This is a genomic window from Mycolicibacterium komossense (assembly GCF_025822605.1).
GTDB classification, from domain to species: Bacteria; Actinomycetota; Actinomycetes; order Mycobacteriales; family Mycobacteriaceae; genus Mycobacterium; species Mycobacterium komossense.
Genome location: NZ_JACKTY010000047.1, coordinates 27,000 through 42,046 on the forward strand (window position 1 = coordinate 27,000; position 15,047 = coordinate 42,046).

At 66.0% G+C, this 15,047-nt stretch carries 16 protein-coding genes, 1 tRNA gene and 1 pseudogene; 5 read left to right on the plus strand and 13 right to left on the minus strand.

Features of this window, described 5'->3' with window-relative positions; translation table 11 throughout:
- Positions 1 to 262: 262 nt before the first annotated feature.
- From thrB to argS, 5 genes are read right to left on the minus strand one after another with little or no spacing between them, the layout of a single operon-like run.
- Positions 263 to 1,207: a homoserine kinase gene (thrB, locus tag H7J73_RS27700; RefSeq protein ID WP_264071014.1), complete on the minus strand. Its 945-nt coding sequence runs from the start codon at positions 1,205 to 1,207 to the stop codon at positions 263 to 265.
- A gap of 16 nt (positions 1,208 to 1,223) precedes the next feature.
- On the minus strand, positions 1,224 to 2,312 hold the full coding sequence (thrC, locus tag H7J73_RS27705) for a threonine synthase (protein ID WP_264071015.1): 1,089 nt from the start codon (positions 2,310 to 2,312) through the stop codon (positions 1,224 to 1,226).
- Positions 2,309 to 3,634, minus strand: coding sequence for a homoserine dehydrogenase (locus H7J73_RS27710; RefSeq protein ID WP_264071016.1), 1,326 nt, complete (start codon positions 3,632 to 3,634; stop codon positions 2,309 to 2,311). Before H7J73_RS27710 ends, thrC begins: the two co-directional genes overlap by 4 nt.
- Before the next feature lie 3 nt (positions 3,635 to 3,637).
- Positions 3,638 to 5,053: a diaminopimelate decarboxylase gene (lysA, locus tag H7J73_RS27715; RefSeq protein WP_264071017.1), complete on the minus strand. Its 1,416-nt coding sequence runs from the start codon at positions 5,051 to 5,053 to the stop codon at positions 3,638 to 3,640.
- The gene (gene argS / locus H7J73_RS27720) at positions 5,050 to 6,702 is read right to left on the minus strand and encodes an arginine--tRNA ligase (RefSeq protein ID WP_264071018.1); all 1,653 of its coding nucleotides are present in this window, start codon (positions 6,700 to 6,702) and stop codon (positions 5,050 to 5,052) included. The genes lysA and argS overlap by 4 nt, the downstream gene beginning before the upstream one ends.
- 127 nt (positions 6,703 to 6,829) lie before the next feature.
- Here argS and H7J73_RS27725 point away from each other — a divergent pair.
- Both H7J73_RS27725 and H7J73_RS27730 read left to right on the plus strand, forming a co-directional pair.
- Positions 6,830 to 6,905: transfer RNA gene (locus H7J73_RS27725), tRNA-Arg, on the plus strand.
- Between the two features lie 268 nt (positions 6,906 to 7,173).
- Positions 7,174 to 7,294: pseudogene (locus H7J73_RS27730) on the plus strand (DUF8686 domain-containing protein); the annotation flags it as partial.
- 11 nt (positions 7,295 to 7,305) lie between these two features.
- On the opposite strand, the gene H7J73_RS27735 reads toward H7J73_RS27730, so the two are convergent.
- The 6 genes from H7J73_RS27735 to H7J73_RS27760 all read right to left on the minus strand — a co-directional run bounded on the left by H7J73_RS27735 (position 7,306) and on the right by H7J73_RS27760 (position 12,177).
- On the minus strand, positions 7,306 to 7,539 hold the full coding sequence (locus H7J73_RS27735; protein WP_264071020.1) for a hypothetical protein: 234 nt from the start codon (positions 7,537 to 7,539) through the stop codon (positions 7,306 to 7,308).
- A gap of 51 nt (positions 7,540 to 7,590) precedes the next feature.
- Positions 7,591 to 8,952 carry an HNH endonuclease signature motif containing protein gene (locus H7J73_RS27740; protein ID WP_264071021.1) on the minus strand — a complete coding sequence of 454 codons (1,362 nt, stop codon included), beginning with the start codon at positions 8,950 to 8,952 and terminating at the stop codon, positions 7,591 to 7,593.
- A 78-nt stretch (positions 8,953 to 9,030) separates the two neighbouring features.
- Complete coding sequence (locus H7J73_RS27745; RefSeq protein WP_264071022.1) at positions 9,031 to 9,696, minus strand: pyridoxamine 5'-phosphate oxidase family protein; 666 nt, start codon at positions 9,694 to 9,696, stop codon at positions 9,031 to 9,033.
- A gap of 23 nt (positions 9,697 to 9,719) precedes the next feature.
- Positions 9,720 to 10,133: a hypothetical protein gene (locus H7J73_RS27750; protein WP_264071023.1), complete on the minus strand. Its 414-nt coding sequence runs from the start codon at positions 10,131 to 10,133 to the stop codon at positions 9,720 to 9,722.
- Between the two features lie 5 nt (positions 10,134 to 10,138).
- A complete protein-coding gene (locus H7J73_RS27755; protein ID WP_264071024.1) occupies positions 10,139 to 11,299 on the minus strand; it encodes a lactate 2-monooxygenase in 1,161 nt (386 codons plus the stop codon).
- Positions 11,299 to 12,177, minus strand: coding sequence for an LLM class flavin-dependent oxidoreductase (locus H7J73_RS27760; protein ID WP_264071201.1), 879 nt, complete (start codon positions 12,175 to 12,177; stop codon positions 11,299 to 11,301). Before H7J73_RS27760 ends, H7J73_RS27755 begins: the two co-directional genes overlap by 1 nt.
- Before the next feature lie 77 nt (positions 12,178 to 12,254).
- Between H7J73_RS27760 and H7J73_RS27765 the strand changes: the two genes are divergently transcribed.
- A complete protein-coding gene (locus tag H7J73_RS27765; RefSeq protein ID WP_264071025.1) occupies positions 12,255 to 12,668 on the plus strand; it encodes a VOC family protein in 414 nt (137 codons plus the stop codon).
- Here the strand turns inward: H7J73_RS27765 and H7J73_RS27770 are convergent, their stop codons facing one another.
- A complete protein-coding gene (locus H7J73_RS27770) occupies positions 12,669 to 13,841 on the minus strand; it encodes a TDT family transporter (protein ID WP_264071026.1) in 1,173 nt (390 codons plus the stop codon).
- A gap of 104 nt (positions 13,842 to 13,945) precedes the next feature.
- Between H7J73_RS27770 and H7J73_RS27775 the strand changes: the two genes are divergently transcribed.
- A complete protein-coding gene (locus H7J73_RS27775) occupies positions 13,946 to 14,143 on the plus strand; it encodes a hypothetical protein (protein ID WP_264071027.1) in 198 nt (65 codons plus the stop codon).
- Positions 14,144 to 14,166: 23 nt separating this feature from the next.
- On the opposite strand, the gene H7J73_RS27780 is transcribed toward H7J73_RS27775, so the two are convergent.
- Positions 14,167 to 14,646: an Rrf2 family transcriptional regulator gene (locus H7J73_RS27780; protein ID WP_264071028.1), complete on the minus strand. Its 480-nt coding sequence runs from the start codon at positions 14,644 to 14,646 to the stop codon at positions 14,167 to 14,169.
- A gap of 73 nt (positions 14,647 to 14,719) precedes the next feature.
- On the opposite strand from H7J73_RS27780, the gene H7J73_RS27785 reads away from it, so the two are divergent.
- A complete protein-coding gene (locus H7J73_RS27785) occupies positions 14,720 to 15,013 on the plus strand; it encodes a hypothetical protein (RefSeq protein ID WP_264071029.1) in 294 nt (97 codons plus the stop codon).
- Positions 15,014 to 15,047: the final 34 nt, after the last annotated feature.

The following is a 15,047-nucleotide window of genomic DNA, read 5'->3' on the forward strand; positions in this document are numbered from 1 at the left end:
TTCCCCCGCATATGTGAAGCGAGGGGTCTGTGCGCTCAGCAAATCGCTGAACGCGAAGTGTCGCCGTCGGCTCTGCAACGGTGATCGCCGGGATTCGCGGCTGTACGGCGGACCGTCAATCCACGAGAAGCGCAAAAGAATGAGTGGTCGTCCTAGTGTCGGCGCAGGAGACGCTGCGATTGCCGGGACGGATCCGAGAATAACCCGCATCCTGGCCGGAAGCAAGAATGGTCTCACTCCCAGCGAGTCCGGTCTGAGCTTTTCAAGCCCTGGTCGCGACCCCGGAACTCCAGCGAACGCCATCACCGACGGCGATCTTGTTGACGGTGAACCCATGCGCGGTGCCGTATTCGATTACCTCGGCGGGCAGATCGGGCGCGGTTCCCAGCGCAAGAACCGATGGTCCCGCCCCTGAAAGCACCGCTGCCAATCCGCAACGCCGAAGCAGCTGGAGGTATTCCGCCGACGCGGGCATCGCCGGTCCGCGCTGGCGCTGATGAAGGGCGTCTTCGGTCGCGGCCATGAGCAGATCCGGCCGCTCGGTCAGGGCCAGCACCAGCAAGGCGGCCCGACTGAGGTTGAAGCGCGCGTCCTGGTGGCTGACCAGGTCGGGCAGCAGCACCCTGGTCTCCGCGGTCGAGGACTTGACCTCCGGAACCGCCGCGAACAGGTGGATGTCGGGATGCAGCCGCACCTTCGCCGCCGAGTAGACGGGCGGGTGCGTGTTGGTATCGATCCACGACACCACCGCGCCACCGAGCACGGCAGCGGCGGCGTTGTCGGGATGACCCTCGAACTCCGACGACAGCTGAACCAGGTCGAGCTCACTGATGGGCTCGGAATTCGATTGCGCCACAAGCCCGTTGGCCGCTGCCAGGCCACCGACCACGGCCGCCGCCGACGAGCCCAGACCGCGGGAATGCGGAATGGCGTTGCGGCAACGCACCACCAGGCCGGGCGCGCGCAGACCGGCGACCTCCAGCCCACGTTCGATGGCGCGCACCACAAGGTGGTCGGGGCCCAGCGGCACCTGACCGAACCCTTCGCCCTCGACCTCGATCAGCAGACCGGATTCAGTTGTCTCGACAACGATTTCGTCGTACAGGCTCAATGCGAGGCCGAGGCTGTCGAAGCCAGGCCCCAGGTTGGCGCTCGACGCTGCCACGACCGCAGTGGCCGTCAGCCCGGCGGGCAGTAACTCGTTCACCGACAGCCCCACCTCTTCAGACGAGACCCAGCTGCTCGACCACCGCAACGGGGTCGACCGGCACGGGAACCACCGTCGGCATGTTCTTGAGGGCGGTGTCGGGGTCCTTGAGCCCGTTACCCGTCACAGTGCACACCACCGTCGAGCCGCGCTGCACCCAGCCGTCGTCGATCGACTTGAGCAGGCCGGCGATGCTGGCCGCCGATGCGGGCTCGACAAAAACGCCTTCGCTGGCGGCGACCAGGTGGTAGGCGGCCAGGATCTCGTCATCCGTGGCGGCGACAAAACGACCGCCGGACTGCTGCTGGGCGGCGACGGCCGGGCCCCAGGAAGCGGGCGAGCCGATCCGGATCGCGGTGGCGATGGTTTCCGGATTCGCCACCGGTTCACCGGAGACCAGCGGAGCCGCGCCGGCAGCCTGCGTGCCGAGCATCCGCGGCAGCGTCTCGCAGAGACCGTCGCGGTGGTACTCGCTGTAGCCCTTCCAGTACGCGGTGATGTTGCCGGCGTTGCCGACCGGCAGCGAGTGCACGTCGGGCGCGTAGCCCAGGGCGTCGACGATCTCGAACGCCGCCGTCTTCTGGCCCTCGATACGAACCGGGTTGACGGAGTTGACCAGGGCAATCGTCGGGAAATCGGCCGTCAGTTTCCTGGCGAGTTCCAGGCAATCGTCGAAGTTGCCGTCGATCTGCAGGATCTTCGCACCGTGCATGACTGCCTGGGCGAGCTTGCCCATCGCGATCTTGCCCTGCGGGATGAGTACCGCACAGGTGATCCCGGCCTTCGCCGCGTAGGCCGCCGCCGAGGCCGAGGTGTTGCCGGTGGAGGCGCACAACACGGCTTGCTGGCCGCGGGCCAGCGCGTCGGTGACTGCCATCGTCATACCGCGGTCCTTGAACGACCCGGTGGGGTTGAGCCCCTCGACCTTCAAATGGACTGTGCAGCCGATCCTTTCGGATAACCGCGCGGCGTGGATCAGTGGTGTGCCGCCCTCGAGCAACGTGATGGGCGTCCAGTCGTCGCCAACCGGAAGTCGGTCCCGGTAGGCGGCGATCAGACCGGGCCAGGGCTTGTGCACAGCAGTCTTCGAGCTCACGGCACTCATTCGCTGGTTCCCTCCAGTCGCAGCACGCTGGTCACGCTCTGCACCACATCCAGATCATCAAGGGCCGCAACGGTATCCGAGAGCGCGGCGTCGGTAGCCTGATGAGTGACGACGACGATCCGCGCACCGACACGCTGGCCGCCTTCGTCGACGACACCGCCCTGGCGGACCTCGGCGATGCTGACCTCACGTTTGCCGAATTCAGCTGCCACCGAAGCGAGTACACCGGGCCGGTCGGCCACGTGCATGCTGACGTAGTAGCGCGTCGGGATGAATCCCATCGGGGCGATCGGCAGCTCGGCGTACTTGGACTCGCGCGGGCCGCGGCCACCCTGCACGCGGTTACGCGCGGCCATCACCAGATCCCCCATCACTGCCGACGCGGTCGGCGCGCCACCGGCGCCCTGACCGTAGAACATCAGCCGCCCGGCAGCCTCGGCTTCGACCACGACCGCGTTGAAGGCGCCGTTGACGGTCGCCAGCGGGTGGGTCAAGGGAACCAGCGCGGGATACACCCGAGCCGAAACTCGTTGCTGACCTTCGTCGGTGGTGATGCGCTCGCAGATCGAGAGCAGCTTGATCGTGCAGCCAAGGGCCCGGGCGGATTCGAAGTCGTCGGAGCTGACCTTGGTGATGCCCTCGCGGTAGACGTCGTCTGCGGTCACCCGTGTGTGGAATGCGATGGACGCCAGGATCGCCGCCTTCGCCGCGGCGTCGTACCCCTCGACATCGGCGGTCGGGTCGGCTTCGGCGTAGCCGAGAGCGCCGGCGTCGGCCAGAGCGTCGGCATAGTCGGCGCCCGTGCTGTCCATCGCGGAGAGGATGTAGTTGGTGGTGCCGTTGACGATGCCGGCCACCCGCAGCACGGTGTCACCGGCCAGCGACTGGGTCAGCGGGCGGATGACCGGAATGGCGCCGGCCACCGCGGCCTCGAAATACAAGTCCACATGCGCATGTTCGGCGGCCTGCGCCAATTCGCCGGTCGACTGGGCCAGCAGCGCCTTGTTGGCGGTGACCACCGACTTGCCGTGTTCGAGCGCCGACAGGATCGCCTTGCGCGACGGCTCGATCGGACCCATCACCTCGACCACGATGTCGACGTCCTCGCGGGACACCAACTCCTCGATGTCATCGGTCAGCAGGCCCACCGGCACTCCGCGGTCGTCGGCGACCCGGCGTACACCGATACCGCGCAACACCAGGGGTGCACCGATCCGTGCGGCCAGATCTTCGGCGCTGTCCTCGATGATCCGGACGACCTCGGTTCCGACGTTGCCCAAACCCAATACTGCTACCCCGACCGGCTTCTCAACACCAGACACGGTTCACCTCACTTCCAGACTCAACAGATCCTCGACCGTCTCCCGGCGCAACACGAGGCGGGCATGCCCGTCGCGCACCGCCACCACGGCGGGGCGGCCGAGCAGGTTGTACCGGCTCGACATCGAATAGCAGTAGGCGCCGGTCGCAGCCACTCCCAACAGGTCATCGGGTTTGATGTCGTCGTTGACCCAGGCGTCGCGGACGACGATATCGCCGCTCTCGCAGTGCTTTCCGACGATGCGAGCCAGGGTCGGATCGGCTTCACTGACCCGGGACACCAGTCGTACGTCGTACTCCGCGCCGTAGAGCGAAGTGCGGATGTTGTCACTCATACCGCCGTCGACGCTGACATAACGGCGGTGTGCGGTCGGGCTGACTGCGACATCCTTGACGGTGCCGACCTCGTAGAGGGTGATCGTGCCGGGGCCGGCGATCGCCCGGCCCGGCTCGACAACCAGTCGCGGGGCGGGCAGGCCGACCGCCGCGGACTCGTTGCGCACGATGGCGCCCAGCTTCGCGGCGAGTTCCTGTACCGGCGGCGGATCATCCTGTGGCACATACGAAATGCCTAGACCGCCACCCAGGTCGACGGTCGAGATCTGCGCGGTCTTCTCGACGCCGAACTCCGAGACCACCTCACGCAGCAGGCCGATCACCCGGTGCGCGGCGAGCTCGAAGCCGGCGACGTCGAAGATCTGCGAACCGATATGGCTGTGCAGACCGACCAGTCGCAGGTTGTCGGTGGCGAACACCTTGCGTACGGCATCCATGGCCGCACCGCTGGCCAGCGACAGCCCGAATTTCTGGTCCTCGTGCGCGGTCGAGATGAACTCGTGGGTGTGGGCTTCGACGCCGACGGTGACCCGGATCAGGACGTCCTGCACGATGCCGGCGGCACCGGCGATGGCGTCGAGCCGGTCGATCTCGGTCATCGAATCGAGCACGACGTGCCCGACGCCGAATTTGACGGCCATCGTCAGTTCGTCGATCGATTTATTGTTGCCGTGCAGCGCAATGCGCTCAGGCGGGAAGTTGGCATGCAGGGCGACCGCGAGTTCACCGCCGCTGCAGACATCCAGCGACAGGCCCTCGTCGTCGATCCACCGGGCCACCTCGCTGCACAGGAACGCCTTGGCGGCGTACCGGACGTGCTCGCCGCCGCCGAAGGCCTCGCTGATCTCGCGGCAGTGGAAGCGGAAGTCGTCTTCGTCGATGACGAACAGCGGGGTGCCGTACTCGGCGGCCAGCTCGGTGACCGTGACACCCGCGATCGAGACAACGCCGTCGTCTCCACGAACAGTGTTGCGCGGCCATACATTAGGGGCCAGCGCCAGGACTTCACTGGTCTGCGGCCGCTGCGGGGTACCGGATGGATGAGCGCCTTCGGCGTGCCGGGGACCGGCGGGGTGGGCGTTCACATGCGCTCCGGTGCGCTCACGCCCAGGATGCCCAGGCCGTTGGCGATGACCTGCCGGGTGGCCTGACACAGGGCGAGCCGGGCGGCGTGCAGATCTCCTGGCTCCTCGTCGCCCTGAGGTAGCACCCGGCACGCGTCGTAGAACCGGTGGTAGTCGCCGGCCAGGTCCTCCAGGTAGCGGCAGACGCGGTGCGGTTCCCGAAGGGAGGCAGCGGATTTCAAGATCCGCGAGAACTCGCCGACACTGCGGATCAGCGCGCCCTCTTTGTCGTGGGTAAGCAGCCCGAGGTGTTCCGTGCTCGCTGTGATACCGAGTTCGGCCGCGCTGCGTGCCAGTGCCGAGAGCCGGGCGTGCGCGTATTGCACGTAGTAGACCGGGTTTTCGCTGGACGCCGACGACCACAGCGCCAGGTCGATATCGATCGGGCTGTCCACCGACGAGCGGATCAGCACATACCGGGCGGCGTCCACTCCGATCGCCTCGACCAGGTCGTCGAGCGTGATGACGGTGCCGGCCCGCTTGCTCATCTTCATCGGCTGGCCGTCGCGGACCAGGTTCACCATCTGCCCGATCAAAACCTCGACAGTGTCGGGATCGTCGCCGAGAGCGGCCGCGGCGGCCTTCAGGCGGGCGATGTAGCCGTGGTGATCGGCCCCGAGCATGTAGATGCACAGGTCGAATCCGCGCTGACGCTTGTCCAGGTAATAGGCCAGGTCGCCGGCGATGTAGGCGGGCTGCCCGTCGCTCTTGATGACGACGCGGTCCTTGTCGTCGCCGAACTCGGTGGTGCGCAACCAGGTTGCGCCGTCCTTCTCGTAGATGTTGCCGGTTTCGCGCAACTTCGCGATGGCCTGATCGACGCGGCCGCTGGTGTGCATCGAATCTTCGTGGGTGTAGACGTCGAAATCGGTGCCGAACTCGTGCAGCGACTCTTTGATGTGCGTGAACATCAGGTCCACGCCGATCGACCGGAAGGTCTCCTGCTGCTGGTCATCGGGCAGGCTCATCGCATCGGGGGCCAGTTTGAGCACCTGCTCGGCGATATCGACGATGTAGCCGCCCGCGTAACCGTCTTCCGGTGCCGGCTGCCCCTTGGCTGCGGCGACAAGCGAGCGCGCGAACCGGTCGATCTGGGCGCCGTGGTCGTTGAAGTAGTACTCCCGGACCACACCCGCACCCTGCGTCGACAGCAGGCGGCCCAGTGCGTCGCCGACGGCGGCCCAACGGGTGCCACCGATGTGAATCGGGCCGGTCGGGTTGGCCGAGACGAATTCCAGATTGATTTTCTGGCCCGCCAGGTCGGCGGAATTCCCGTAGGTCCGGCCCGCGGAGATGACGTTGTCGACGATCAGACCCTGCGCCGACGCCTCGATCCGCAGGTTGACGAAGCCGGGGCCCGCGACGTCCGCCGCGGCGATGCCGTCGGCCTTGGTCAGAGCGTCGGCGAGCCAGCCGGCCAATTCACGCGGGTTGGCGCCGACCTTTTTGCCCAGCTGAAGTGCCAGGTTGGTGGCGTAGTCACCGTGTTCAGGGTTACGCGGGCGCTCGACGGTCACGGTCTGCGGGAGCGCGGCAGCGTCGAGATCATGGTCGGCCAGCACCGCGGCAGCGGTGATCTTGAGCAGCTCAGCCAGGTCGGCGGGTGTCACGAGCGTCCATCCTATGGTCTGAGGTGGTCAGGCCTCGAATCCATTACTGTCACCGAGCACACCGCGCGATGCGTTAGTCTGTCCAAGCCCATTGGCTCAGGTTGTCTTGGCACTGTCCAGACACTGCGCCCCCGTAGCTCAGGGGATAGAGCGTCCGCCTCCGGAGCGGAAGGCCGCAGGTTCGAATCCTGCCGGGGGCACCACGTTTGACCTGCATAAACGAGAGCACGAGATCGCACTGCTGGTAGCCGAGGGATTGACCATCCCCGGGATCGCTGAAGCCGTCTCGCTGTTAGTACGGACCATCGAAGGCCATACCTACCGGGCCAGCTGCAAGACCGTTGTCGTCGGGTGCTCCGAACTGGCCGCCGTGGTCAGAAATTTGGCCGCTCGACAGCATTCTGCTCGACCTCGATAGAGACTCGGCTTTCACAGTCAGGTTTCTGCCACCGACCACGAAACTCGACTCGGCCCCTGCACAACACTCTCCCGGGATCACCGCCGCCGGGCGCATGGATCGACCAGACGCTGGTTGCTGTGGGTGATTGTCACTCTGGTCGCCTCGATGGTGGTCTACGCCGGCCACTGGTAGCGCAAGATCGATTAAGCCTCTCGGCACGGTTCGTCGGGTTCTTCTGAAAGCTGCTGCGAGACCCATGCCGGCGGTTCCACAATCGCCCTCGGGCCTTCAAGCACCGATAGATACGGCGCTGCATAGCCTGGCGGTTCAGGCAGCCCGTTGGCCTTGAGTCGGCGCATGAACACGACGACGATGTACACCACCGAGATCGCAATGAAGACGAGGAGTGCGTAGCCGCCGATCGTCATCCACTCCATGACTCCCCCTACCATTTGCCAGCAACTGTAAGCGCGCAGCGCTATCCGCGGTCATGGATCGTCCTCCGCGAGAAGCTCTTCGGGGTGGTGGATTCGGTTAACTTCAGGTGGGCCGGTGCCATCGGACCAGCCGAGACGGCCCTCGGCGGTGACGGTCGTCTCATAGTCGCCAACCGCCTCGGCACGGTTGTCGGGGCCGCACGCGAAGAACAATTTGTCGGCATCACCGGGACCGTCGGGAACCCAGGCCGGGGCGTGGTGGACCTCGCACCCATAGCCGGGCACCGTACATCCCGGGCGAGTGCACCCGCGATCACGGGCATAACAGATGATGCGATGATCGGCCGTGGCCAACCGCTGCCCCCGCGCCAAATACAACGGACGCTCACTATGCCCGTCGAACACCGCCAGATACGGCATCGCCCCTTGCGCGGCCATCGCAATCAGCTCCCGCATCGGCAACCACGACCCGCCACCAGTCGTGGCGGGCGGCGGCATCGGCACCGATTGGTCAGCCACCGCTCGGGCGGCCTGCTCCAAATCCTGCACCGTCGTGCGGGCAATCACCATCACCGCAATTCCCCGATGCGCGCCCAGATTTCCCGATTCAAGGGCGGTGCGCATCCCCCACACCAACGCATCGTGACGCCGCTGCCCCGGCGTACGGATATCGGTCGTCGCGTCAACAGCGGTCTGCTCGGTATCGGGCACGTGATACCCCGGCCGCACCGCCGCGGAGATCGCCTCGAAATATGCCCGCGCCTCCGGGGTCAGATACCCCGAAATCTTCGACATTCCATCCGGCCCCTGCCGCCCCATCGTGACCGCACGCCGGGCCTGGCGGTCACGGTCATCGAACACCCCGTCCGGGTTGAGCATCGCATCGAGCGCCTTGCCCACCACCGCCACAAATGCCGGATCCTGCTTAGTGGCGTGCCGGACGAGTTTCTTTTCCGCCCACGACTTCTGCACTGGCGACACCCACCGCGGCAACGCATCCAGCGCCTTGCACACCTCAACGATGTGCGCCTCCCCAACAAGACCCTCGCGTAGCGCCTTCGCCAACCGCGGCAGCTCCGGGGGCAATGCGTCCGAACCCAACCCGACCCGACGTCCCCGGACCCGGGCAGCCAGTTTCGCCCGCCGATCCACCTCCGAGCGATTGACGCGCAACTCCCGCGCCAACCGGGCCTTCACCCCACGCTTCGCGGGACCATCGGGGGGATCGCAGATCTCGCCCGCCACCCGGTAAGACAAACCCATATGATGCCGAGCGGCCGCCTCCAACCGCACCGCCACCGCCATCCGGAACGCCGGACCCACCCCGTCAGTGCACGTATCGGCCAACACCGAATACGCAGCGTCCACAGCCTCTAACGCGGCCATCACACGCGCTTCGGCTACCGGATCCATGCCTCAAAGCTATGGGAACACCTGTTCGATTTTTACACCGAGATCCTTGAGTGTGGATAGATATCCAACTGGGGATAACTACGGGCTGTAGCGATTGGCCAGTGGGCCCGACAGGCCGAGCACCGACCCGGGTGTCGGGATGGCCGGGTCACAGTCGGGTGCGCGGCGCGGCTCACCGTAGACCGTGGTCAGCGGTACGACACCGCCCCACGTGCCGGCAGCGATATCCGCATCCGGATCCTCAGGCCAGCCGTCGCTGAGCTTGACTGACCAGTTGTCCGCGCCGATCGTCATGCGCATCGCGACGGTCGCCGCGAGCTCCTTGCGCGAGCTGGCCCGCAGTTCGGCAACGCGACCGGGAATGAAGGTATCGGTCAGCATCTCCAGGTATCGCTCTTTGTCGTCAGCACCGATCTGCTCGAACGTGCCGAATAGCGTCGCGCTTCGGTAGTGAAACGAAGATTCAAAGGCGCTGCGCGCCACCACGACTCCGTCAAGCGTGGTCATCGACAGGGCAACCGGCGCGCCCGCAGCAACCGCTCGCAGCCACGGCGATCCGGTGGAACCGTGGATGACGATGTCGTCGCCGATCCGGGCGAACCCCGTCGGGAAGGCCACCGGGTGGCCGTCAAGCACGAGAGCGATGGTGACCAGCGGAGTGCTGTCGAGAAGCGCGTTCAGCGCGTCACGCGAGGCGCTCTGCTTTTCGTCGAGTCGGGAAATCTTCGTCGAGGGCTGCGACATGGATTCACTTTCGCATGAACGGGCTAGCTGCACCCGGTGGCCGGCGTTGTTGTCTGCTCGATGGTCAGCTCACCGTTGGTGAGCAGAATGAGATCGATCTCCCCTGCCGGTCCACCCCACCGCCATTGCACCGCGCCCGTCTTGGCATCGGTTGTCTCCGAGCACCACGGAAATCCCTTGAGCTCCTTGCCGATCGGCAATTTGGGCTTGATCGCTGCGATGGTGTCGGCCTGGCTTCCCGGCGTCTTCCAGATCTCCACTCCGTCGGCGTGACTGGAAATTTTTGTCCCCAGCGGCAGCTGGAGATCGATCAGGGTCGAGTGGACGACGCTGGGGGCCACCGATGTACTGGCGGACGAACTGCTGGAGCTCTCGCCGGAGGAGCAGCCCACCAGGACCAACAGCGCGGCAACCACCATCGCGACGAAGCGGCTCATTGGTATCACGATATCCGCCGCAACGCGTCGGGCGTCAGGTCCCCCAGCGTGGGATACCCGTCGACAGCCATGATTAGATCCGCTTCGGCCAGGATCGAGCGGAGCACGTGCACGATGCCGCCGACCCCACCCAATGCCAGGCCGTACGCGTACGGCCGACCGATCCCGACAGCACTGGCGCCCAGAGCGAGCGCCTTGATCACATCGGCGCCGGAGCGCACTCCCGAATCGAACAGGACGGGCATGTCGCCGGCGGCTTCGACAACGCCGGGCAGACAGTCGATGGCGGGCAGCCCCCCGTTGGCCTGGCGCCCACCGTGATTCGAGCAGTAGATACCGTCGATTCCGTAATCCTTTGCTCGCCTTACATCATCGGGGTGGCAGATGCCTTTGAGGATCAGCGGGAGCTCCGTCAGCGACCGCAACCACCTCAGGTCTTCCCACTTCAGCGGATTGCCGAAGATGCCGGCCCAGTGCGGCACTGCCGCCCTGGGATCAGCGGTCACGTCCGCATCCACCTTGGAGGTGAAATTGGGGTCACTGGTGTAGTTGGCCAGGCACTTACCTCGCAGCTGGGGAAAGTTCGCCGTTGCGAGGTCGCGCGGCCGCCAACCGGGGATCCACGTGTCAAGGGTGACGACGATGCCCGCGTATCCCGCCGCCTCGGCGCGATGCACGAAGCTTGCGGCAAGATCGCGATCGGTGGGCGTGTAGAGCTGGAAAAAGCCTGGGGTGGAACCGAACTCGGCGGCCACATCCTCCAGCGGGTCCTCGGTCAGGGTCGACGCACACATCGGCACACCAGTGCGCGCGGCGGCTTTGGCGGTGGACAGATCTCCGTGCCCATCCTGACCGCACAAGGCAATCACCCCGATCGGCGCCATGAAGATGGGCGCCGGCCACCGCCGGCCCCACAGTTCGACCGAAAGGTCACGTTCGTTGGCGCCCACCAGCATTCGCGGCAGCAGGCCCCACCGCGAGAATGCCTCGACATTGACATCCTGGGTGCGTTCGTCGCCGGCGCCGCCCGCGACGTATGACCAAACCGATGGTGGCAGCACCTGTTCCGCCCGCGCCTCCAACTCGGCATAGGTCATCGGCATCGTGGGCAGCACCCCGGTCAGACCGCCGAAGTAGATCTCGTACTGGTAATCACCGAATGCCATCAGAAGTCGCTCACCACATCGGCGACCCTTCGGAGCTGGTCGATATCGGAGCTGGTGGGGATCAGGTGGATCTCGTCGGTGCCGATCGCCTCGAACGCCCGCAGGGTCGCGGCCAACTCATCCTCGGGACCGGCCCAACCCGTCGTCGCCGCCATCGCGTCGACGAACTCCGCCGGGATCCAGTTCATGTAGCGACGCAAGTGATGGTGCACCTGCGCCCGCGGTGCATCACCCTCGCCGATCGCGAACCAGAAGGAGGTTCCCAGGTGGGGCGCCGGCTTCCCGACGGCCGCCCACGCTTCCCGCGCGACGTCGAACAGCGCGCCCTGCGCGGCGAGGTCGAGATCCAGCGTGGTGCCGGCCAACCCGTCGGCCCATCCCGCGGCGCTGCGCACTGTTTTGGGGCCGATGGTGCCGACCAGCAGCCCTGGGCCGCCCTTGCGGACCGGCGCGGGCCCGACCGGCAGGACCGATTCGGTGATCTTCTCCCCCGCCCAGACTCGCTTCATGATGTCCACCCGCTCTGCCATCACGCGCATCGTCTGCGTTCTCGGATCCGCACCGACGGCGTGGTAGTCCTCATGCCTGCCGCCGACACCGATTCCGACGGTCAGCCGCCCGCCGGAGAGCATGTCGCCCGTGGCCAGCGCCTTGGCGCACATCACCGGGTCATGCAGCTGGGGCACGATGACGGTGGTCACCAACTGGACGCGATCGGTCCAGGCCGCCATGGCGCCGAGCAGCGTCAGACTGTCGGGGTTGTCGAACGCGATCCGCTCCCCCCAGCACAGCGACGAGAAGGGGCCGTCGTCCACAACCCTGGCCCAGTTCTTCAGCACCGCCGCATCCAGGTCCGGTTCCATCACCGGCAACGTCATCCCAATCTGCACGACGGCGATTCTGGCACGCGAAGCCGCCCGGATGTCTCGAATCGGGCGCTGGCACGATGGGCGGCATGTCAATCAACACGTCCGCCGTATCGCATGTCCGGCTCACCGTTACCGATTTCGAACGGTCCAGGAAGTTCTACGACGACGTGTTCGGCTGGCCGATCGCGATGGCTGTCCCTGATGACGCCGACGACGCCACCCGCGAAAAGCTGGGCTTCCTGTTCGGTGGGTGCATCTACAACCTCGGCCACTGCCTGATCGGTCTTCGGCCGGTAGGTGACGACCGTTTCGATGAAGATCGGGTGGGCCTGGACCATCTGGCGTTCGCGGTGGACAACAAGGGCGAATTAGATTCGGCAGCAGCACATCTCGATGCTCTGGGTATTCCACACGAGCCCGTCAAGGACATCGGGATCGCCTACATTCTGGAATTCCGCGATCCTGACAACATCGCGTTGGAGCTCACCGCGCGGAAGTAGTCACATCGCCGCGTCTTTTTTGGCTTTTACCGGCCCCGCGGGTGGCGGGGCCGCAAACAGGCTGCCCCGGAAGCTGCCCCGCGCAGTTCGCACCGCCACCAGTAGCCAGGTGCCGAGCAGCCCGATGTATGCGACGGCCGCAGCGATCTTGAACGCCGGCAGGCCGGTGTGCAGGGCCAGCTGGCTGGTGCCGGTCACAAACGTGCCGACGGGGAAGGTCAAGCTCCACCAGGTCAGCGCGAACGGCATTCCCCGACGCAAGGTACGGACCGTCAGCGATGTCGCCAGGCCGATCCACAGCACGGCGAATCCCCAGACCGGAACGCCGAACAGGATGGCGAAGACGTTCATCCCGCTGGCTATCTCGGGCGCCACCGCATGCGCGGCGGCCGTCCCGAGAAGCCCTGCCGCCGTGATGGATTGCCCCAGCGGGCCGAGCACGATCCACAGCGTCGGCACCCGGGCCGTACCGGACGTGCCGTAATAGGCCAGGCGACTCCAGATCAGCGTGATGATGATCAGTGAGGCGACCAGGGAGAGCCCGAACATCGCGTAACACCCGTAGAGCATGGTCTCCCGACCGGTGCCCGGCACCATGTGCGGGATGAGCAGTGCACCCGTCGCCGCCGACACCATGGGTGGCACCACCGGCATCAGCCACCCGCCGAACGCCGCATCCGGTTCGACGCTGTACTGGGTGAACATCAGATACGGGATGGTCAACGCGGTGAACAGGCCGCCTAGTGTGCCTGCCGACCACAGAATCCAGTCCAGGTCGACCGCAAGGCGTTCACCGATCAGGTCCCGGCCCACCAGAACCGCTCCCGCGCCGACGGTGAGCAGAGCCATCGGCGCAGCGCCGTAGAAGTGCGCCATCTGCGGGTTGCGCGCGTGCGTACGCGCCACCGTCGGGTGCCGGATCCAGTGCGCCCCCACGGTCACCACGAGGGCGACCAGGAGCAGCGCCGCTATCACCCAGACAACCTGCGCGAAGACCCGTTGTCCGGGGACATGCACGGGCAGACTGGCTGCCGCGTTCGCGACGATGCCGGTGCCCATCACCGATGCGAACCAGTTGGGTCCCAGGTTGCCCAGCACCGCACGGGGGGACGGCGTTGCCGTGCCTGCGTCCGGGAGTGCGGCCGGGTTTGCGTCTGGCGTTGTGGGGGCCATAAACCCGGCACGGTACTGCATCGGCGGGGTCGGGCCGAGCACCTTCACCGCCAGCCCGGACCTGCGACTGTTTTACCCATCCCACTTTCGGGCAGCCGTGACGCATGGAACCTTCCGAATCAGCCAAGGAATCGGCGAAAGAAATGGCCAAGGCGTACGAAGATCGCCCGACTGTGGCCCTCCCGGGTTCACACGGGACGGTGTCAGGCACCGCTATCGGCGAATGGCTCGATGACGACGGCAACCCGAAATGGGGCAAAGGTGAGCAACCTGAAGCCGAGCCGAAGATCGAAAACGATTGACTTGCAACATTTTTGGCTAAGAATCAGCCAACGGTTCGGTGTCCGCGATCGGTTTCCTGCCCGCGGTAATCATCGGCGAGCGAGGCGACGTGTCCCGGCAATGCTCCGGTGGCAACATCGGCCAGGCTGGTGCCTTCCAGCACCGAACGCATGCTGGCCCGTAATGCCCGCCAGACGTCGGTCAGCGCTGCGGTAGGTCCCGAGTACGGCAGATCGCCGAGCCCGATGTCACGGACGCTGGCCAATGGTCCGTCGATACATCGGAGCACGTCGGCGATACTGATGTCGGTCGCCGGACGGCCGAGTTCGTATCCGCCGTCGCGGCCGCGATGGCTGCGGACGAGCCGATCGGTGCGCAGATCCGAGAGGATGTCGACGAGAAACTGCGGCGGGATACCCTGCGCGTTCGCCAGATCCTCGGTTTTGACCAGCGCGCCGTCGTTGACGGTCGCGAGTTGGACCATGGCCCGCACCGCGTACTCCGCCTTGGCCGACATCCGCATCAACCGAATTCTGCCATTGGTTCGGCGACACCCTCCGTGCGCGCCCGTTCGGGCGCGGTGAGACGATGCGGATATGCGCGACGATCCGGCGGTGGCCCAGGCGTTCTTGTTGCTTGCCGCACTGCACGAGCAGGTCTCTGAGATCTCCGACAAGCTGCTGGCCGCCGAGCGCAACAGCCGAAATCTGCGGTCCCGCGGTACCGCCCACGACCAGCGCCGGGCCGCGGAACTGCGTCGGGATCTTTACGAGGCCCACCGCCTCATCGACGGTCTGCACCGGCGCTTCCCGGAGGTGCGGCCAGGACCCACCACGCGACGACCGGCGGCGACGGTCGCCCACCAGTCGGTGCGGCCGACACGCGCTTGATCAGGTTCCGTGACGTGTGATCGGCGAAATTCAT